18 protein-coding genes and 1 pseudogene are annotated in these 19,869 nt (G+C 36.1%); 17 read left to right on the forward strand and 2 right to left on the reverse strand.

The window, feature by feature from the left end; all coding sequences use genetic code 11:
• Positions 1-113 precede the first annotated feature (113 nt).
• Positions 114-1,802 (reverse strand): Rqc2 family fibronectin-binding protein, encoded by a 1,689-nt coding sequence (locus tag EKG35_RS17270; protein WP_126295786.1) that lies wholly within the window; start codon positions 1,800-1,802, stop codon positions 114-116.
• Between the two features lie 166 nt (positions 1,803-1,968).
• Here EKG35_RS17270 and EKG35_RS17275 point away from each other — a divergent pair, with 166 nt between their 5' ends.
• The 15 genes and pseudogenes from EKG35_RS17275 (at position 1,969) to EKG35_RS17345 (ending at position 16,890) form a co-directional block, all read left to right on the forward strand.
• On the forward strand, positions 1,969-2,832 hold the full coding sequence (locus EKG35_RS17275) for a YicC/YloC family endoribonuclease (RefSeq protein WP_246020460.1): 864 nt from the start codon (positions 1,969-1,971) through the stop codon (positions 2,830-2,832).
• A gap of 146 nt (positions 2,833-2,978) precedes the next feature.
• Positions 2,979-3,596, forward strand: coding sequence for a guanylate kinase (gene gmk, locus EKG35_RS17280; protein WP_126295788.1), 618 nt, complete (start codon positions 2,979-2,981; stop codon positions 3,594-3,596).
• 6 nt (positions 3,597-3,602) lie between these two features.
• A complete protein-coding gene (gene rpoZ, locus EKG35_RS17285; RefSeq protein WP_126295789.1) occupies positions 3,603-3,827 on the forward strand; it encodes a DNA-directed RNA polymerase subunit omega in 225 nt (74 codons plus the stop codon).
• A gap of 119 nt (positions 3,828-3,946) precedes the next feature.
• A pseudogene (gene coaBC / locus EKG35_RS17290) lies at positions 3,947-4,489 on the forward strand (bifunctional phosphopantothenoylcysteine decarboxylase/phosphopantothenate--cysteine ligase CoaBC); the annotation flags it as partial.
• 8 nt (positions 4,490-4,497) lie between these two features.
• The gene (gene priA / locus EKG35_RS17295; protein WP_126295791.1) at positions 4,498-6,912 is read left to right on the forward strand and encodes a primosomal protein N'; all 2,415 of its coding nucleotides are present in this window, start codon (positions 4,498-4,500) and stop codon (positions 6,910-6,912) included.
• Positions 6,913-7,250: 338 nt separating this feature from the next.
• Positions 7,251-7,742: a peptide deformylase gene (gene def / locus EKG35_RS17300; protein ID WP_126295792.1), complete on the forward strand. Its 492-nt coding sequence runs from the start codon at positions 7,251-7,253 to the stop codon at positions 7,740-7,742.
• A gap of 3 nt (positions 7,743-7,745) precedes the next feature.
• Positions 7,746-8,687 (forward strand): methionyl-tRNA formyltransferase, encoded by a 942-nt coding sequence (gene fmt / locus EKG35_RS17305; protein WP_126295793.1) that lies wholly within the window; start codon positions 7,746-7,748, stop codon positions 8,685-8,687.
• Positions 8,684-10,066 carry a 16S rRNA (cytosine(967)-C(5))-methyltransferase RsmB gene (gene rsmB, locus EKG35_RS17310; RefSeq protein WP_126295794.1) on the forward strand — a complete coding sequence of 461 codons (1,383 nt, stop codon included), beginning with the start codon at positions 8,684-8,686 and terminating at the stop codon, positions 10,064-10,066. Before fmt ends, rsmB begins: the two co-directional genes overlap by 4 nt.
• 6 nt (positions 10,067-10,072) lie before the next feature.
• A complete protein-coding gene (gene rlmN / locus EKG35_RS17315) occupies positions 10,073-11,209 on the forward strand; it encodes a dual-specificity RNA methyltransferase RlmN (protein WP_126295795.1) in 1,137 nt (378 codons plus the stop codon).
• Positions 11,210-11,214: 5 nt separating this feature from the next.
• Complete coding sequence (locus EKG35_RS17320) at positions 11,215-11,964, forward strand: Stp1/IreP family PP2C-type Ser/Thr phosphatase (RefSeq protein WP_126295804.1); 750 nt, start codon at positions 11,215-11,217, stop codon at positions 11,962-11,964.
• Positions 11,965-11,966: 2 nt separating this feature from the next.
• Positions 11,967-13,949, forward strand: a complete 1,983-nt coding sequence (pknB, locus tag EKG35_RS17325) for a Stk1 family PASTA domain-containing Ser/Thr kinase (protein ID WP_126295796.1) — start codon at positions 11,967-11,969, stop codon at positions 13,947-13,949.
• 12 nt (positions 13,950-13,961) lie between these two features.
• On the forward strand, positions 13,962-14,843 hold the full coding sequence (rsgA, locus tag EKG35_RS17330) for a ribosome small subunit-dependent GTPase A (RefSeq protein ID WP_126295797.1): 882 nt from the start codon (positions 13,962-13,964) through the stop codon (positions 14,841-14,843).
• Positions 14,844-14,845: 2 nt separating this feature from the next.
• The gene (rpe, locus tag EKG35_RS17335; RefSeq protein WP_126295798.1) at positions 14,846-15,514 is read left to right on the forward strand and encodes a ribulose-phosphate 3-epimerase; all 669 of its coding nucleotides are present in this window, start codon (positions 14,846-14,848) and stop codon (positions 15,512-15,514) included.
• A complete protein-coding gene (locus tag EKG35_RS17340) occupies positions 15,511-16,164 on the forward strand; it encodes a thiamine diphosphokinase (RefSeq protein ID WP_126295799.1) in 654 nt (217 codons plus the stop codon). Before rpe ends, EKG35_RS17340 begins: the two co-directional genes overlap by 4 nt.
• A gap of 312 nt (positions 16,165-16,476) precedes the next feature.
• Entirely contained in the window at positions 16,477-16,890 is a 414-nt protein-coding gene (locus EKG35_RS17345) for a hypothetical protein (RefSeq protein WP_126295800.1), read from the forward strand.
• 118 nt (positions 16,891-17,008) lie between these two features.
• Here EKG35_RS17345 and rpmB read toward each other — a convergent pair whose 3' ends face one another.
• Complete coding sequence (rpmB, locus tag EKG35_RS17350; RefSeq protein WP_126295801.1) at positions 17,009-17,197, reverse strand: 50S ribosomal protein L28; 189 nt, start codon at positions 17,195-17,197, stop codon at positions 17,009-17,011.
• Between the two features lie 477 nt (positions 17,198-17,674).
• On the opposite strand from rpmB, the gene EKG35_RS17355 reads away from it, so the two are divergent.
• Together EKG35_RS17355 and EKG35_RS17360 are read left to right on the forward strand one after the other, a co-directional pair.
• Positions 17,675-18,037: an Asp23/Gls24 family envelope stress response protein gene (locus EKG35_RS17355; protein WP_126295802.1), complete on the forward strand. Its 363-nt coding sequence runs from the start codon at positions 17,675-17,677 to the stop codon at positions 18,035-18,037.
• Between the two features lie 18 nt (positions 18,038-18,055).
• Positions 18,056-19,708 carry a DAK2 domain-containing protein gene (locus EKG35_RS17360; protein ID WP_126295803.1) on the forward strand — a complete coding sequence of 551 codons (1,653 nt, stop codon included), beginning with the start codon at positions 18,056-18,058 and terminating at the stop codon, positions 19,706-19,708.
• Positions 19,709-19,869: the final 161 nt, after the last annotated feature.

The following is a 19,869-nucleotide window of genomic DNA, read 5'->3' on the forward strand; positions in this document are numbered from 1 at the left end:
ATTTGGACGGGTTACCACCTGACTAATCCATTATAAAGGACTTTTTCTTTGCATAAAATAATAATATTGAACATTTTGAGTATTTTTAATAGTGAATTTAAATTAATGCAACACTAGTGATTTTTTTTTAACTTTAAAACAATCTCTTCATTTGGTGTTACATAAAGGGTTTTTTGTTCGAAATAAATAACAAAACCAGGTTTTGACCCATTTGGTTTTTTCACTTGACGAATTTCTGTGTAATCAACAGGTACAGAAGAAGATTCTCTAGCTTTACTATAGTAAGCACTTAATGTAGCTGCTTCAAATAAAGTTGTTTCGTCCGGATCGTTTGAATGGATGACTACGTGAGAACCGGGTATATCTTTTGTATGAAGCCAAATGTCAGTCTTTTTTGCTAATTTAAATGTTAAATAATCATTTTGTTTATTATTTTTACCGACGGAAATAGCAATTCCTGATGATGACATAAATTGTTCAGGTGAAGGCTTCGTTGGTTTCTTTTTGCGCTTTGTTGCACGCATTCGAAGATATCCTTGTTCAGCAAGTTCTTCGCGAATTTCTTCAATATCCGCCGGGGAAGCTTGCCCAACTTGTGCTAAAATCATTTCAAAATATTGGATTTCATTTTTTGTTTTAGTCATTTGTTCATTTATCATAATGAGTGCATTTTTAGCTTTATTATATTTCGTATAATAGCTTTGGGCATTTTCGACTGGAGTTTTTCTTTCGCTTATCGGAATAGTAATTTGTTCGCCATTGTCGCTGTAGTAGTTTGTGACCGTTACTTCTTTCATACCCTTTTCAAATTGATATAAATTCGCCATCAGCAACTCACCATAAAGCTGAAATTTATCTAACTTCGATGCATGGTCAAGATCTTTTTGAAGCTTTTTTAATTTCAAATTCAATTTACTCAATTCGTTTAGCAGCCAACGTTCCAAGTCACCAGCTTGTTGTTTAACTCGGTCACGTTCTGCGCGTGCAAAGAATGTGCGGTCGAGCAAAGAACTTAAATTATCAAATGTTGTTTCTTTGCCATTTAAATGAGTTATTTTTGTCGGTGAGAAATATGTTTTTTTGTCAGCCTCTAAATAGGTCGGAAAGGCGCCTGTTATGATTTCGTTTAAAAATGTCTTGAATGTGTTAACTATTTCTCCTTGTTTTAAGCGATGCAACAGTTCTTCAGCGTGTGTTGGTGAAAACCCTTTAAAATGAGAAACAATATCTTTTGCTGTCTTTTCTTCGGCGAAAAACAGTTGCAATTCATCCTCTGAAACAGTAGATGGATTAACTTTATTTTGAGCTGGTGGAGCTATGTATTGTTGTCCAGGCAATACAGTTCGATAGCTGTTTATAGTTGGTGGTAAATGTTTTAAGCTGTCGATAATTTTATTTGAATCGCTATCTATTAGCATTACATTACTATGACGACCCATAATCTCAATCGTTAATTTACGGAAAACTTGATCACCAATCTCATTTTTACTTTCCACATCCAATGTAATAATACGTTCGAAAGCATCTGTTTGGACTGCGTGTATAAAGCCTCCTTCTAAATGCTTTCTAAGCAGCATACAAAACATCGGTGGCTCGGCAGGATTATCAATCGATTGTTCAGTTAAGTGAACACGTGCGTATGATGGGTGGATTGAACATAATAATTTATAATTTTCACCGTTTGCACGTATATGTAAAACAATTTCGAGTGCATTCGGCTGGTGGATTTTTGTAATACGTCCGGTAATAAGTTTTTTTAATTCATTTGCCATAGCAAAAGTAAATAATCCATCAAAAGCCATTTTAATTCCTCTTTTCTAAATAAAAAATCTTTCTCACATTATACTATAGTTCTTATCTGTTGCCTTCCATTTACTTTTTCTTTGCTTCATACGTAATAAAATACTAAACATGTGTTATAATTGGAACAGTATGTAAAGAAAGGTGTGACGAACCTTGGTTTGTAGTATGACTGGTTTTGGTAGGGGTGTCACAACCACGAATAACTTTCAGCTTACTGTTGAAGTTAGGTCTGTTAACCATCGTTTTCTAGAAATTTATACGAAATTCCCCAAGGAATGGCTAGAAGCTGAAATGCTAGCCAAAAAAATTTTTTCGCAATATGTACAACGTGGAAAATTAGATGTTGTCGTTAATTTAAAATTAATGGGAAATGAAGCATCTGCATTTCAAATCAATTGGTCTATTATAGAGGCGTATAAAAATGCGAAAGAACAGCTTCGTGAAGTGTTGCCACTAGAAGAAAAATGGACGATGGAGGAGCTTTTTTCATTAGAGAATGCTTTAACGTATGAAAAGCAAGAGATATCATCTGAAGAGCTTCAAGAAGCGGTGGAACATGCTGTCAGAGAGGCTGCTGAAAAATTAGTTGTGATGCGGAAAAGAGAAGGTCAGCAATTAAAAAATGCTTTGCTTCAATATAAAGCTGAATTGAAAGAGCAAATTGAATTTATTCGAGAATTTTCACAAGAAGCAGTTAAAAAATATCGCGATAAGTTAACTGAAAGAATATTAGAAATCGCACAAGTTGATGCTATTGAAGATCGCCTTATTGCTGAAGTAGCATTATTTGCAGATCGCGTGGATATTGCTGAAGAGCTGGATCGTCTGGATAGTCACTTTAATCAGCTTGAAGAAACATTGGAAGAATCTACTTCAATAGGTCGTAAATTGGATTTTTTAATGCAGGAAATGCATCGAGAAGTAAATACGATTGCTTCAAAAAATCAATCCTCTAAAGTGGCAGTTGCAGTTGTTCAATGTAAAACAGTTTTAGAAAAAATGCGAGAACAGGTACAAAATATCGAATAATTCGTTTATGCTATTAGTAATAAATTAAAAATTATTGTTTTTCTTGATTCAGTAGAAGACTCCGCCTAATTAGTGGTGAGAGGATGCAATTGCGCAGGGACGTAATTGATATTAATAGCAGTAAAGTAAGGGAGTAGTTGAGAACAATGAGAAAAGAGCGTGGTTTATTAATTGTTCTATCAGGCCCATCTGGTGTCGGTAAAGGAACAGTACGCAAGGAGCTATTTTCAAAGGCCGGCACAAATTATGAATACTCGATTTCGATGACTACCCGCTCTCCGCGAGAAGGGGAAGTAGATGGAGTCGATTATTTTTTTAAGACGCGTGAAGAGTTTGAGGTCTTGATTGAGGAAGGTGGGTTATTAGAACATGCCGAATTTGTTGGCAATTACTATGGTACCCCGCTAGCCTATGTAAATGAAACACTTGATGCAGGACGGGATGTTTTTTTAGAAATAGAGGTACAAGGAGCTGCACAAATTCGTGAAAAGGCACCTGAAGCACTATTTATTTTCCTGGCACCGCCAAGTCTTTCAGAACTTCAAAACCGTTTAGTTGGACGAGGTACTGAAACAGAGGATATTATTAAAAAGAGAATTGAAACTGCGCGGGAAGAACTCGAAATGATGAGTTTATATGATTACGTTGTAGAAAATGACGAAATTCAAAATGCATGTGATAAAATAAATGCTATTATTGTTGCAGAACATTGTCGACGTGAACGTGTTGAAAAACAATATTTGTCTATGTTGAGAGGAGAATAAACTTTTATGTTATACCCATCTATTGATGCATTAAAAAGTAAAATTGATTCTAAATATTCATTGGTAAGTCTTGCAGCTAAACGTGCTCGCCAAATGCAAGAACAAGGTGATGAAAGATTAAAGGGCTATGTATCTTACAAGCCAGTTGGCAAAGCGTTAGAGGAAGTTGCGGCAGGTATATTAAATAAAGAAAAGCAAGACGAGTCTACAATTTACGAAGACGAAGTATAATTTCAAACGTCATGCTGGAATGAATTTATAGACATGAAATAATTTTATGATATGACGATCTTAAGTAGCTCCCGGAGAATTTTTCTTTGGGAGCTTGTCATTTGGAAGGATGGGTAGTCATGAAGAAAAATATATTACTTTGTGTTTCCGGCGGTATTGCCGTCTATAAAGCAGTTGCACTAGTCAGCAAATTATCTCAAGCTAATTTTAATGTCAAAGTGATAATGACAGAATCCGCTAGAAAATTTGTAACACCGTTAAGCTTTCAAGTTATGTCAAAAAACGATGTATATTACGATACTTTTGACGAAAAAGATTCAAGTGTAATTGCTCACATTGATTTAGCAGATTGGGCAGATTTAATAATCGTTGCCCCTGCCACTGCAAACGTCATAGGCAAGCTGGCAAATGGTATTGCTGATGATATGGTAACAACTACTTTACTCGCTGCAACATGCCCTGTTTGGCTAGCCCCTGCAATGAATGTACATATGTATGATCATCCAGCTGTTAAACGCAATATCGCTAGATTAGCTGAAGATGGCTGTTCATTTATAGAGCCGTCTGAAGGATATTTGGCATGTGGCTATGTAGGCAAAGGACGATTAGAGGAGCCGGAAAAAATTACACAGCTTGTAGTTGAGTTTTTTAAGGGAGAAGCGGAAAAATTATGACATTAGTTGCCGAGGTAATTGTAGATGTTGCTGCATATCCAGTTGATCGGCCTTTTGATTACTTAGTTCCAGATGATATGACAACTTTAATTGAGTGCGGCAGTAGGGTAAAGGTTCCGTTTGGTCCAAGAAATGTGCTTGGTTTTGTAGTTTTGTTAAAGGAATCAACTGATATTCCTTTGGAAAAAATTAAACCAGTATCTCAGCTTCTAGATATCGAACCTGTTTTAACGAATGAAATGCTTGAACTCGCAAAGTGGTTAAAGCATGAAACTATATGCTATGAGATAGATGCACTTCAAGTAATGTTGCCTTCTGCATTGCGGGCAAAATACGAAAAAATGGTAACGCTTCAAGCAGATATTGAGTTATTGCCACAATCCTTAAAAGAAATATTCGGAAACTCTTCAAAAGTGAACTATAAAGAATTTGAAAAAAACAATTTACTTCACGAACTAAAACATGCACTTAATGAAAAATTAGTTGTTATTGAAAATGTAGTAAAACAAAAAGGGAATGTCAAAGAAGTTCGAAAAGTTCAAATTTGCAACGATTTAAATAAGCTTTTAGAAATTCAAAATCACATTTCCAACCGCGCAAAAAAACAGAAGCAGCTTGTCGAATGGATGCAATCACATGTTGGAGAAACAATAGAGCCAAATACAATCTATGAAGAGGCGAATACATCTTCCCAAGTATTGCAAGCTGTAATTAGCTTAGGGGCTGCAACATTTATTCATGAAGAAGTATATCGTGATCCGTTTACAAAAAAGGTAGAAAAAAAGGATTTCTTAGATTTAACAGATGAGCAATCTACTGCATTGGAAAAAATCGTTTTATCTATGAAACAGAAGCAGTCAGAAACCTTTCTTTTACACGGGATAACTGGAAGCGGCAAAACTGAAGTGTATTTACAGGCTATTTCACAATGTTTAAATGATGGCAAAGAAGCCATTGTATTAGTACCTGAAATTTCTCTTACACCTCAAATGACAGAACGCTTCCGCTCACGTTTTGGTGAGCTCGTTGCAGTGATGCACAGTGGACTCTCTGTTGGTGAAAAATACGATGAATGGCGAAAAGTTCACGAAGGCAAAGTGAAGGTAGTCGTGGGTGCACGTTCTGCAGTATTCGCACCATTTGAGAATGTTGGAATTATTATTTTAGATGAAGAGCATGAATCTACATATAAGCAAGAGGATTCACCGAGATATCATGCAAGAGATGTGGCGATTTGGCGCAGTAAATTTCATCATTGTCCTGTTATTTTAGGCAGTGCTACACCTTCACTGGAATCTTTTGCACGGGCAAAGAAAAATGTATACACACTTCTTACATTGAGAGAACGTGCGTTAAAGCAATCATTGCCTACTGTACAGGTAGTTGATATGCGGGAAGAGTTGCAAAAAGGCAACCGTTCTATGTTTTCACGAAGTTTGATGGAGTCAATTGAAGTACGTTTACAAAAGAAGGAACAAATCGTCCTGTTTTTAAATCGACGTGGCTATTCTTCCTTTGTACTTTGCAGGGATTGTGGAACTGTATTACAGTGTGAGAATTGCGATATTTCATTAACATATCACCGTTCAAGTGAAAAATGTAAATGCCATTACTGCGGCTATGAAATATCTGTACCGAAAAGTTGTCCACAATGTGAAAGTGATCATATTCGTTTTTTTGGTACAGGAACACAAAAAGTAGAAGAGGAATTGAGTAAACTGTTTCCCGAAGCAAGAGTTTTAAGGATGGACGTTGATACAACGAAAGTAAAAGGAGCTCATGAGCAAATACTACAAGCATTTGGTGATGGACAAGCAGATATATTACTTGGAACACAAATGATTGCAAAGGGCCTCGATTATCCAAACATTACGTTGGTTGGTGTACTAAGTGCCGATACGTCGCTGCATTTACCTGATTTTCGATCTGCAGAAAAAACATTTCAGCTACTAACACAGGTTAGCGGACGTGCTGGTCGACATGAAAAGGCGGGAGAAGTTGTAATTCAAACGTATACTCCTGAGCATTATGCGATTGAATTATCCAAATCCCAGGAATATGGCCCATTTTATGAACGTGAAATGCTTATGCGCCATCAAGCAGGCTATCCACCTTATTATTATTTAGCACTAATTCAAGTGTCGCATGAGGATGTAATGATGGCAGCAGAGTACGCTGGAAAGACAGTCGAATGGTTGCGCTCAAAGTTATCGTTTAACGTATCGATTATTGGTCCTACAGCATCTGGAATTAGCCGCCTCCAAAATAGATATCGATACCAATGTTTGATAAAATACAAAATAGAACCGGATTTGATTCCAACACTTATGCAGCTTATAAAGTTGTATCGTTCAGATTGGATAAAAAAAGGTATTATACTTTCAGTCGACTTAGATCCGACTATGATTTGATATGATAAATTAATTTTATCAATATACTAGGCAAATATTATTTTCGATTGTAGCGAAAGACGGCAAGTGTAGCTGTCGGCTGCGCCTTTCGCAACAGAGCAATGTTTTCTGTACCGAAAGCGAAGCGTCAGGTACATTTTCTGTACCGAAAGCGAAGCGTCAGGTACAAAGCTTCCTTCGGGAAGAGCGTGAGTCAATTTATTTGCGACGAAAGCGAGGCAACAGGGGCATTGAGACCCCGCAGGAGCGCAGCTTACGAGGAGGCGAAATGCCCGCCCTTGATACGCGTCCGTCTGTAGCGAAAATCGTAGAGTAGAAGTGTAGAAAGAGGTTAAATAATGGCAATAAAAGAAGTTGTAAAGCATCCTGCAGCGGTGCTTACAGAAAAATGTAGCGAAGTAACAGTTATCGATGAGAAAATCATTACACTTCTTGATGATTTATATGACACGATGGTTGAATATGATGGTGTTGGAATTGCTGCTCCACAAATTAATGTTCCATTGCGTGTAGCAATTGTTGAAATCGGTGAAGAGCGTGATATTTTAGAAATGATTAACCCTACTGTTCTGGAGATTGACGGAGCAGAAGTTGATATAGAAGGTTGCTTAAGCTTCCCTAATTTGTTTGGTGAGGTAGAGCGGCCTACATATGTGAAAATTGAAGCGTGTGATAGAGAAGGTCGTGTTTATGAATTAGAAGCAGGTGGCTTTGATGCTCGTGCCATTCTTCATGAGATTGATCATTTAGATGGTGTGTTATTTGATTCTAAAATTATAAGAATTGTGACAGAAGAGGAACTTGCTGAGATGTATGGTGAGGAGGAGTAAAAAATGACTTCAGTTGTATTTATGGGGACACCGGCTTTTTCCGTACCGATTTTGCGTATGGTTCATGAAGAAGGCTATGAAGTGTTAGCAGTTGTTACACAGCCCGACCGTCCTGTAGGTCGTAAACGAGTTTTAACTCCGCCGCCAGTAAAAGATGAAGCAATACGTTTAGGTTTGCATGTCATTCAGCCAGAAAAACTGCATGATTCATCAGAGTTGGATGAAATATTGTCATTAAATCCAGATATTATTATTACTGCAGCATTTGGTCAAATTTTGCCCAAAAAATTATTGGATGCTCCACGTTTGGGTTGCATTAATGTTCATGCATCGTTGCTGCCTAAATATCGTGGAGGTGCACCAATTCACCAGGCTATTCTTGATGGAGAAGAAAAAACAGGTGTCACGATTATGTATATGGCAGAAAAGTTGGATGCAGGAGATATTATTTCCCAACGTGAGATAGCCATTGAAGAAACAGATGATACAGGCAGTATGTTTGATAAATTAAGTATTTTAGGCAGAGACTTATTAAAAGATACATTGCCTCTTATAGTCAAAGGTAAAAATGAAAGACTAAAACAAGATGAGACAAAAGCAACATTTGCACATAATATCTCAAGAGAGCAAGAACGAATTGATTGGTCAAAGGATGCAAGAACAGTATTTAACCAAGTCCGCGGGTTATCTCCATGGCCAACTGCTTATACGACGTTCCAAGGTGATAACGTAAAAGTTTGGGCAGCTAAAATGGGACTAACTTCAACAAATGCTGAACCAGGTGAAGTGATAAAAATTAATAAAGATAGTTTTGAAGTTGCAGCTGGTGATGGAAAATCCATAGCTATACTAGAACTTCAGCCGGCTGGAAAGAAACGTATGACGGCGGAAGAATACTTGCGTGGAACAGGTTCGAAACTCGCGATAGGGGACAAATTTGAATGACAAAAAAGAAAGTACAAATTTGGGATGGCAATGTTCGTGATGCCGCGTTAACAATTCTTTTAGCAGTAGATAAAAACCAAGCATACAGTAATTTATTGCTAAATCAAACAATTAATAAATACAATATTGATGCTAAAGATCGTGCACTTCTTACAGAAATCACTTATGGAACATTGCAGCATAAATACACTTTAGATTATTATCTAGAACCTTTTATCCGAGGGAATATTGATCTTTGGGTAAGATGGCTTCTTCGTCTTTCCTTATATCAGATTGTTTATTTATCCCGCGTGCCGGATCATGCTGCAGTAAATGAAGCTGTTGAAATAGCGAAACGAAGAGGACATAAAGGGATCGCCTCAACGGTTAATGGTATTTTACGGTCGATTTTAAGACAAGGTATTCGTTCTACAGATGAAATAAAAGAGCCAATTAAACGTTTAGCAATTGAAACTAGCCACCCAGAATGGTTGGTCGAACGATTTATGGAATCGTATGGAATTGAAAAAACAACTGAAATGCTGCTGGAGAACAATGTTCCACCTATTCAAACAGTACGTGTGAATACAACAAAAGCAACTGTGAAAGATGTAATAAGATTGTTGGAAGAAGAGGGGATTACAGCAAAGCAAAGTAAAGTCATACCTGAATGTCTTCATTTTGTAAACGGACAAGCATCTAGAACAAAAGCGTTTAAAGAAGGATATATTACGATACAGGATGAAAGCTCGATGATGCCTGCCAATGTTCTAAATCCGCAAGAAGGCTGGCGCGTATTGGATATGTGTGCAGCACCTGGTGGTAAAACAACGCATATTGCTGAAAAAATGAAAAATGAAGGCTCGATTTTAGCAACGGATCTACATCCTCATAAATTGGATTTAATCGAAGAAACAAGCAGCCGACTTGGATTAAATATTATTGAAACAGCACCAATAGATGGTAGAAAAGCAGCTGACTTCTTACAGAAAGAATCATTTGATGGTGTTTTAGTAGATGCTCCATGTTCTGGTCTAGGTGTTATGCGTCGTAAGCCAGATATAAAATATACAAAACGTGAAGAAGATTTTGAAAGTCTTCATGAAATTCAATTAAAATTACTTGATAATGCTGTGGAAGTATTAAAACAGGGAGGCCGTCTTGTTTATAGTACATGTACAGTAAATGTTGATGAAAATGAAATGACGGTAAAGAAATTTTTAGCGTCACACCCAGAAATGGAACCAGTACAAATAGAAAATTTACCTGAGTTGCTGTTAGAACGCGGGCAAAGTGGCATGCTACAAGTATTCCCACAAGACTTTGGGAGCGATGGTTTTTTTGTAGCGTCTTTTCGTAAAAAGACTGACTTAGAAATGGCAGAAAAAGGAGAATCCTAATAACAAATGGATGAAAATAAATTTAACGAACGTATTCAAGATTTAGTGGAAGAGGCTGAACAAAAGCCTCGTCGTGAGAAAAAAGAAAAACCGCAGCTAAAAGAATCAATTTACTCTTTGCGACTTGACGAATTACAAGAATGGTTAAAGGAAAATGGAGAAAAGGCATTTAGAGCTGGTCAAATTTATGAGTGGTTATATGAGAAACGAGTAAAAACATTTGATGAAATGTCAAATCTTTCGAAATCACTTCGAGAAAAGCTAAGTGAAAACTTTGCTTTAACAACACTTTCCACAATTATTAAGCAAGAATCGAAAGATGGAACAATTAAATTTTTATTCCAGCTTCAGGATGGTTATTCAATCGAAACGGTATTAATGCGACACGATTATGGAAATTCAGTTTGTGTTACAACTCAAGTTGGATGTCGAATTGGTTGTACATTTTGTGCCTCAACACTTGGTGGTTTAAAGCGCCATCTGTTAGCAGGAGAAATTGTAGAGCAAGTAGTAAAAGTGCAACAAGCATTGGATGAAGTGGGAGAACGTGTATCACATGTTGTAATCATGGGTATTGGTGAACCATTTGATAACTATAATGCGATGATGAACTTCCTGAAAGTTATTAACGAGGATAAGGGATTAAATATAGGGGCACGTCACATTACTGTTTCAACTTCAGGGATTATTCCTAAAATTTATCAATTTGCAGATGAACAATTGCAAATCAATTTTGCACTTTCATTACATGCACCAAATCAAGAACTCCGTCAAAAACTTATGCCAATTGCTCGTGCCTATAAACTTGAAGATTTAATGGAAGCAATTCGCTATTATACAAATAAAACAGGGCGTCGTGTAAGTTTTGAGTATGGCTTATTCGGCGGTGAAAATGATTCAGTTGAACATGCTGAAGAATTATCAAAACTTATAAAAGGTATTAAATGTCATGTTAATTTAATTCCTGTAAACTATGTTCCAGAACGAAATTATGTAAGAACACCACGAAATCAAATTTTTGCCTTTGAAAAAACGTTAAAAAAGAATGGTATAAATGTAACCATTCGTCGTGAACATGGCTCTGATATTGATGCTGCATGTGGACAATTAAGAGCGAAAGAGAGAGCACAAGAGACGAGGTGAGTACTTTGAAGTACACAGTCGAAAGTGATATAGGGCGTAAGAGAATGGTTAATGAAGATCGGGTTGCTTTTTTAGAGCATCCCGATCACTTTAAACTTGCTATTTTAGCTGATGGCATGGGTGGTCATAATGCTGGAGATGTTGCTAGTGAAATGGCAATAGAAGAATTGAAAACGTATTTTTTTAATACGGATGCTTCACAGCTAAATTCACCTGAAGCAAAAAAGCAATGGATGTTTGAAGTTATTAAAAAAGTAAATGAAAAAATATATAATCATTCATTAACACATGAAGGATGCCAAGGAATGGGCACAACACTAATTGCAGTTCTAATCGAAGGGAATCAATGTTTAATAGGGCATATTGGGGATAGTAGAGTATATTATTTTACTCCCGAACATGTCACTCTAGTTACAAGAGACCATTCTTACGTCAATATTTTAGTTGAATATGGAGAAATTAGTGAAGAGGAAGCTGCAAATCACCCTCAGAAAAACTTTATTATAAAATCACTCGGTACAGAATCAACAGTTGATCCTGATTTTTATGAGCTTCAGTTGGAACAGGCGTCATACGTTTTAATATGTTCTGATGGGCTGAGCAATAAAATTTCCACAGATGAAATGGCTGCCATTTTAACTCTCCCAATGTCAATAGAGGAAAAGGGTAAAAAGTTAGTTAAATTAGCAAATGATTCAGGTGGAGAAGATAACATTTCTGTCATTCTATTATCTATGAACGATGAGGAGGTGTAGCAATGCTTATAGGAAAAAGAATAAACGATCGTTATAAAATTATAGAACTTATTGGTGGCGGTGGAATGTCAAATGTTTATTTGGCACATGATATGATTCTTAATCGAGACGTAGCCATTAAAATATTACGTTATGATATTTCAAATGAAGAAGAGTTTCACCGTCGCTTTCAAAGAGAAGCTTTATCAGCAACAAGCCTTGCACATCCAAATATCGTTAGTATTTATGATGTTGGTGAAGATGGGGACATGCACTACATTGTAATGGAATATATAAAAGGCAAAACGTTGAAGCAATACATAAATGAGTTTTCGCCTTTGTCACCTGCTCGAAGTGTCCAAATTATGAAGCAACTGACATCAGCTATTGCACATGCACACGAAAATCAAATTATTCACCGAGACATTAAACCGCAAAATATACTTGTAGATGAAGACGGGAATGTGAAAATTACTGATTTTGGAATTGCTACTTCATTAAGTGCAACAAGCTATACGAAAACAAATTCTGTTATAGGTACTGTCCATTATTTATCACCTGAACAGGCTCGCGGTGGCAATGCAACAAAAAAGTCTGATATTTATGCACTTGGAATTGTATTGTATGAGCTGCTTACTGGAGAACTTCCATTTTCAGGTGAGTCCGCAGTATCGATTGCGCTAAAACATTTACAAACTGAAACGCCGTCAGTGAGAGAATTTGATGCATCAATTCCTCAAAGTCTTGAAAATGTTGTACTAAAAGCAACAGCGAAAAACCCAATTCATCGTTATTCTTCAGTAGAAGAAATGGAAGATGATTTGCAAACAGTTCTATCATCAAATCGAGTGAATGAAAAAAAATTTAAGCCTCCAGTTGATGATGATGAAACAAAGGCAATTCCCATAATTAAAGAATCATTGCCTATAAATGATATTGTGAATACAAAAGTTTTGTCGCAAAAACCGTCAGAATCAAAACGTCCTGATTTAGAAAAAAATAACTCACAGATTCAGGTACCAAAAAAGAAGAAAAAAAATCAACGCAAGATTTGGGCTATTGTTGGTGCTGTAATTGCCATAATTATTTTAACATTAATTTTACTGGTCAATTTATTAAGTCCTAAGAAAGTAGAAATACCGGAAGTAACTAATATGGAAGTCGAAGATGCGATTGAAACATTAGAAGGTGCTGGATTTACTGTAGACGAAGATCAGCGGGAAGAGCATTCAGAAGAAGTTGAAGAAGGATTGGTTATCGGTACAAATCCTAAGGCAGGTTTAACACGAGTGGAAGGTACTGAAATAACTTTAATTGTTAGTCTAGGCACTGAAAAGATTGAAATGAAAAATTATGTTGGCCAGCAAGCAAATCAAGTTATTACTATTTTAGAAAATGGACAATTTAAAGACATTGATGTTGAAGATGTGTATTCTTCTAATGAACCAGAAGGAACAATCATTGAACAGCAACCAGCTGCAGGAGAAGAAATTGTACCAGAAGAAACGTCGGTTACACTAAAAGTAAGTAAAGGGAAAAATTATATAAAAGTTTCTGACTTAACAGATTATAATGATGCTGCGTTACGGGAATATGAAAAAAGCTCAGGCTTTAAAATTAACAAGAAAAGCGAAGAATATTCGGACACAGTTCCAGCAGGAAATGTCATTTCCCAGGATCCAAAGGCTAATGAAAGTCTAGAAGAAGGCGGAACAATTGATGTAGTCATTTCAAAAGGTCCAGCCGAAAAACTTGTGAAAATGTATATTAAAGAAGTTGTTATTCCATATGAACCAATACAATTAGGTAATGAGCAGCAAGTTAGAATTTTCATTCAAGATAAAAAAAATACAATGGTAGAGCCTTATGAAGAATTTACAATTACCGAAAATTACAATTACAAAATTCAGCTTGAGATTGAAGAAGGGGCTACTGCCGCTTATCGAATTGAAAGAGATTCAACTGTTATAGCAGAAGAAACAATACCTTATGAAAAAGTAAATTAAGGAGGATAATGAATGGCGCAAGGCCAAATCCGAAAAGCGTTAAGTGGTTATTACTATGTTTATCAAGATGGTGAGCTAATACAATGTCGAGGGCGTGGTGTTTTTCGAAATAGAGGGGAATCCCCGCTTGTAGGCGATATTGTTGATTATACAAAAGAAGGTGATTCGGATGGAGTCATTATGAAGCTTCATCCGAGAAAAAATGAGCTTGTACGACCGCCAATTGCTAATATTGACCAAGCATTATTAGTTTTTTCTGTGAAAGAACCAGAATTTAATACAATATTACTTGATCGTTTTCTAGTCGTACTAGAATCATTTCAAGTTGATCCAATAATTTGTTTAACAAAAATGGACCTTTTAACAGATGAGGAAAGAGTAAAGTTGCAAGTCTATATTGATCAATATAAAGCAATTGGATATGAAATAATTGAAACATATAAAAATGACGAAACATTGCTTGAACGATTACAACCTATTTTAGAGGGAAAAACATCTGTATTAGCTGGTCAATCAGGGGTTGGTAAATCTACTTTACTAAATACATTGCTGCCAGAGTTGCAGCTGCAAACAAGCGATATATCACAAAGTCTTGGTCGAGGAAAACATACAACACGTCATGTAGAGCTAATAGAAGTTTGTAGCGGTCTTTTGGCAGACACACCAGGTTTTAGCTCTTTTGATTTCGATACAATCGAGAAAGAAGAATTAACTTCTTGCTTTCCAGAATTCGAACGACTTAGTGAAGGATGTAAGTTTAGAGGCTGCTTACATATTAAAGAGCCAAAATGTGCAGTTAAGGATGCACTTGAGACAGGAGAGGTCCAGCCTTATCGTTATGAACACTATCAGCAGTTTTTACAAGAAATACTTGATCGAAAGCCGAGGTACTAATGATGATTAAAATTGCACCATCTATTCTAGCAGCAAACTTTGCAAAATTAGGACAAGAAGTAAAAGAAGTAGAAGAAGCAGGAGCAGAACTGATCCATATTGATGTAATGGATGGTCATTTCGTTCCGAATATTACAATGGGTCCAATCGTTGTAGAGGCACTGCGACCAATTACACAATTACCGCTTGATGTTCATTTAATGATTGAAAATCCAGATGCCTATATCGAACAATTTGCTAAAGCAGGAGCAGATTATATCACTGTCCATGTCGAAGCATGCAGACACTTGCACCGTACAATCCAGTTAATTCGTTCATTTGGTGTTAAGCCAGGTGTTGTATTAAATCCGCACACACCAATTGAGTCTATTCAACATATACTTGAGGACGTAGATCTTGTATTATTTATGACAGTAAACCCAGGCTTTGGTGGTCAGAAATTTATTTCCTCTGTTGTACCGAAAATTGAAGCACTCTCTAAAGTAATTAACGAACGACAATTATCTGTTGAAATTGAAGTTGATGGTGGCATCACTGCTGAAACGATTGTTCCATGTGCAAACGCAGGGGCAACGATTTTCGTTGCAGGTTCTGCCATATACAATAAAGAAAATCGAGCACAAAGCTTGCAAGAAATTAAAGCTGCTGGTGAGGCTGCATTACAAAAATGACTATTGTAGTTATATGTTCAGGTGGACCGAAACAAGAGCTTTGCTCATTTGATAAATTTAAGTCCAAACAAAATGTTTTATATATCGGTGCTGATAGAGGGTCGATCTACTTGCTAGATGAGGGAATTATACCATCTGAAATCGTTGGCGATTTTGATTCACTTTCGGAATATGAGTGGGAAAGAGTTGTCAATGTAGTACCCAAAATAGAAAAAGTGAAAGCTGAGAAGGATGACACAGATACCGACTTGGCATTGCAAAAGGCACTTTCCTATGAGCCATCCGAAATATATTTAACAGGTGTAACCGGGGGCAGACTAGATCATTTTGAGGCTGCAATTCGCTCAATGTATCGATTTCAATTACAATATCCGAAAATAAAAATTAAAATTGTAAACTCTCATAATGAAATTTGCATACTATTCCCTGGCAAACATACTATATTACGAGATGAAAAGTTACGATATATATCATTCTTTGCTTATGAAACTACTGTAGAGAATGTTAATTTACGCGGTGTAAAATACGAAACAACAAACGAAACAATTGAATTAGGTACCTCACGATTTACTAGTAATGAATTGATTTCAGAGCTTGGGTATATCTCCTTTTCATCAGGCATATGTTTAGTGATAAGAAGCAGTGACTAAAAAGGAGGTCCAGTGTTTGAGAGTTTATACATTTCAATTACCGAAATTTGTTAGTAGTCTTACACGCAGTTGCATCAATTTTTTTACAGGCGGTAAGAAGAAGAAGAGTAGGGAATAATTTTAATTTTTATTCGTTCATCGAAAAAGCCTATAAATTAAATTGGATGCAACATTGGTCTCGAATAGCTTACAAAGAAGGAGCTGTCCCTTAAAATATAAAGGGACAGCTCTTTTTTATATAGAATGATGCTTTTCGACTTTATTGCAACTAAGAAATGTTTTAAGCGTCACTAGACATGAAGAGGTGAAGTAATGAAAAGATGGGGAATATTGGTTCTGCTAATAATAGTAATACCGTTATTTTTAAATGGGAATAGACAAACAGTGTTAATAAAATTATATGCAGAAGAATGGGGTATCCATATCCCGATACCAAAAGATAGTGAAGAGCTTTGGGGATCAGAAGCGAGCTTTAATGGTGATGGTGAATGGATCAATGTTTTTAGTTATGGTACTGAACTTAACTTAATTAACAGTGGTATGAAACTTATTACAGAAGAAAGCGTAAGTAAAGTTAATAGTCAGATTAAGAATTTTATACAAACAACGATTTTATTATATAGAGATGAAAAATTAACAAAAAACTTGAACAGATTCAAGTTAAAGCGCAAATGGGTGATTATTATTTTTATAAATCAAAAAATAACGGAAATGATTATCTTATAGCAATTTATATAAATAGCGAAAAGAAGTTATATACATTTGAATGGCATCAATAGTTACAAAAATAAAAAAACCGATTTTTACCTAAAGTAAAAATCGATTTTTTAAAGTGTTAACACGATTAAACGCGTTCAACTTTACCTGATTTTAGGGCACGAGCAGATACCCATACACGTTTTGGTTTACCGTTCACTAAGATACGAACTTTTTGTAAGTTAGCACCCCAAGTACGTTTGCTAGCGTTCATAGCGTGTGAACGATTGTTGCCTGAACGAGCTTTACGACCAGTTACTACACATTGTTTAGGCATGTATATTCCCTCCTTGCAGATGAATCTGAAAGATGTTTTTTCAGTTCGTTATTTCACATACTTTAATAATTTAACATAGCTCGTGTTTCTATGCAACCTATTTCATACAACCTTTCAAGAAAAAAACCTTTACACTTAGAAAAAAATATATTTAAAATGGAAAGAATAATACTATTAATTATTATTTTTCATTAGCAGCGACGTATTTACTAACCTCAGAGGAGATATTGTTACTTGTTTGCCAGTTTTCCTATAGACATACAACGTGCAAGTGACAAATAAAATTAAAAATGTTATTCTATTTTCTTTGAATGACGTGTCACTGAAGGTATAAAAAATAATAAAATCATAAAAATATATTTCATTTTAACTATTACTAATTTTATAATAAGTGGACGAATGTCAACGTTCTCTTTTATAATAAATTTTTGTGTAGTACAATATAGAGTAGTCAAAAAGAGCCAAGGGGGCATAAATATGTCAATAGAAATTAGTAATGATTTCGGCCAAATTGATATTTCGAATGATGTAATTGCACAAATTGCTGGTGGAGCAGCAATCGAATGCTATGGTATTGTTGGTATGGCATCAAAACATCAAATTCGTGATGGTTTAACAGATATTTTACGCAAAGAAAATTTCGCTAAAGGCGTTATTATCCGTCAAGAAGGAAAAGACCTTCATATTGACATGTATATTATTGTTAGCTATGGCACAAAAATTTCTGAAGTAGCTTATCAGGTACAATCAAAAGTAAAATATACAGTAAATAAAACACTAGGTATGAGCGTTAAATCAGTAAACATATTTGTTCAAGGCGTTCGTGTTATGAATGTGTAAGAGGAGGATTTTATACGGATGAAGTCATTAGACGGAATCAAATTTGCCGAAATGGTACAAATGGGTGCACATGCGTTGTCCCAAAATGCAAGTTATGTTGATTCATTAAATGTTTTTCCGGTTCCGGATGGAGATACAGGGACTAATATGAACTTGTCAATGACATCGGGTGCACAGGAAACTGAAGTAAATGCCCAGCAGCATATTGGGAAAACAGCACAAAGCTTAGCAAAAGGTTTATTAATGGGTGCTCGCGGTAATTCAGGAGTTATTTTATCTCAGCTTTTCCGCGGCTTCGGTAAATCAATTGAAAAAGCCGATGAGATTGATGCAAAAGGTTTTGCAAACGCATTCCAAGCAGGTGTAGATACTGCATATAAAGCAGTAATGAAACCAGTAGAAGGAACAATTTTAACAGTTGCTCGTGAGGCAGCTGCGAAAGCTGTAGAAGTAGCAGAAACAGAAACAGATATTATAAAAGTGATGGAAGCATTAGTCGAAGAGGGAAGAAATTCATTAAATAGAACCCCAGATTTGCTCCCAGTGTTAAAAGAAGTTGGGGTTGTGGATAGCGGTGGCCAAGGGTTGCTTTTTGTTTATGAAGGTTTCCTTGCATCGCTAAAAGGGGAAGCGCTACCAAAGAAAAATGATGCATCATTAAATGATTTAATTAATGCTGAACATCATCGAGCACAAGACTTTATGAGTACAGAAGATATTGTTTTTGGATATTGTACAGAAATAATGGTTCGTTTTGAAAAAGAGAAAGAACCATTTGATGAAGCAAAATTCCGTGAAGAATTAAGTGTTATGGGTGATTCTTTACTTGTTGTTTCTGATGATGAAATTGCAAAGGTACATATCCATTCTGAAACTCCAGGTGCTGTACTATCTGCAGGTCAAAAATACGGCAGTTTAATTAAAATAAAAGTAGATAATATGCGTGAACAGCATTCTGCAATTGTGAACGAACCAGCAAATGCAGCACAAAATGCTCCTAAGAAACAAGAGAAACATCCATATGCAGTTGTAACAATTGCCATGGGCGAAGGTATCGCCGATTTATTACGCAGCATTGGCGCTTCTTATGTTATTGAGGGTGGTCAAACAATGAACCCTTCTACAGAGGATATCGTGAAAGCTGTAAAAGAAATTGGTGCAGAACGAGTGTTAATCTTGCCAAACAATAAAAATATTATAATGGCAGCTGAACAAGCAGTTGAACTTTTAGATATTGAAGCTGCAGTTGTGCCAACGAAAACAATTCCACAAGGTATGGCTGCTATTTTAGCATTCAATCCAGAAGCGTCTGTTGAGAGCAATAAAACGGGCATGACAAATGCTTTTGCCCATGTGAAAACAGGTCAGGTAACATATGCAGTTCGTGATACTTCGATTGATGGGGTTGAAATTCGTAAAGATGACTATATGGCGCTGGCTGAAGGGAAAATCGTTTTATCGACTCCTAACATGCAGGAAGCGTCAAAAAAAGTCGTTACTGAATTAGTCGATGAAGATTCGGAGATCATAACGATTATTTACGGAGAAGATGCCTCAGAAGATGAAGCGAACGAACTTGCAAGCTTTATCGAGGAAAATTACCCTGATGCAGAAGTGGAAGTAGTTGAAGGAAAACAAACATTATATCCATTTATTTTATCAGTAGAATAGTGATTAAGTGTACGTAAAGTTAGACTTTGACTTTCGTACACTTTTTTTCTGTGAAAATAATTAATCCCTTCGGTCTTTGAATACTATTAATCAAATATGTTTATTCTTAAATTGACCGAAAAAAGCCAATAAGAAAGCAGAGCTACCTGTTGTGGGGTAAC

This window comes from Lysinibacillus telephonicus (assembly GCF_003966145.1).
GTDB classification, from domain to species: domain Bacteria; phylum Bacillota; class Bacilli; order Bacillales_A; family Planococcaceae; genus Ureibacillus; species Ureibacillus telephonicus.

Bases quoted from the DNA above. Each gene is read 5' to 3' on its own strand.
- EKG35_RS17270 (WP_126295786.1), bottom strand. From the start codon at position 1,802: ATGGCTTTTGATGGATTATTTACTTTTGCTATGGCAAATGAATTAAAA.
- EKG35_RS17275 (WP_246020460.1), top strand. From the start codon at position 1,969: ATGACTGGTTTTGGTAGGGGTGTCACAACCACGAATAACTTTCAGCTT.
- gmk (WP_126295788.1), top strand. From the start codon at position 2,979: ATGAGAAAAGAGCGTGGTTTATTAATTGTTCTATCAGGCCCATCTGGT.
- rpoZ (WP_126295789.1), top strand. From the start codon at position 3,603: ATGTTATACCCATCTATTGATGCATTAAAAAGTAAAATTGATTCTAAA.
- priA (WP_126295791.1), top strand. From the start codon at position 4,498: ATGACATTAGTTGCCGAGGTAATTGTAGATGTTGCTGCATATCCAGTT.
- def (WP_126295792.1), top strand. From the start codon at position 7,251: ATGGCAATAAAAGAAGTTGTAAAGCATCCTGCAGCGGTGCTTACAGAA.
- fmt (WP_126295793.1), top strand. From the start codon at position 7,746: ATGACTTCAGTTGTATTTATGGGGACACCGGCTTTTTCCGTACCGATT.
- rsmB (WP_126295794.1), top strand. From the start codon at position 8,684: ATGACAAAAAAGAAAGTACAAATTTGGGATGGCAATGTTCGTGATGCC.
- rlmN (WP_126295795.1), top strand. From the start codon at position 10,073: ATGGATGAAAATAAATTTAACGAACGTATTCAAGATTTAGTGGAAGAG.
- pknB (WP_126295796.1), top strand. From the start codon at position 11,967: ATGCTTATAGGAAAAAGAATAAACGATCGTTATAAAATTATAGAACTT.
- rsgA (WP_126295797.1), top strand. From the start codon at position 13,962: ATGGCGCAAGGCCAAATCCGAAAAGCGTTAAGTGGTTATTACTATGTT.
- rpe (WP_126295798.1), top strand. From the start codon at position 14,846: ATGATTAAAATTGCACCATCTATTCTAGCAGCAAACTTTGCAAAATTA.
- EKG35_RS17340 (WP_126295799.1), top strand. From the start codon at position 15,511: ATGACTATTGTAGTTATATGTTCAGGTGGACCGAAACAAGAGCTTTGC.
- EKG35_RS17345 (WP_126295800.1), top strand. From the start codon at position 16,477: ATGAAAAGATGGGGAATATTGGTTCTGCTAATAATAGTAATACCGTTA.
- rpmB (WP_126295801.1), bottom strand. From the start codon at position 17,197: ATGCCTAAACAATGTGTAGTAACTGGTCGTAAAGCTCGTTCAGGCAAC.
- EKG35_RS17355 (WP_126295802.1), top strand. From the start codon at position 17,675: ATGTCAATAGAAATTAGTAATGATTTCGGCCAAATTGATATTTCGAAT.
- EKG35_RS17360 (WP_126295803.1), top strand. From the start codon at position 18,056: ATGAAGTCATTAGACGGAATCAAATTTGCCGAAATGGTACAAATGGGT.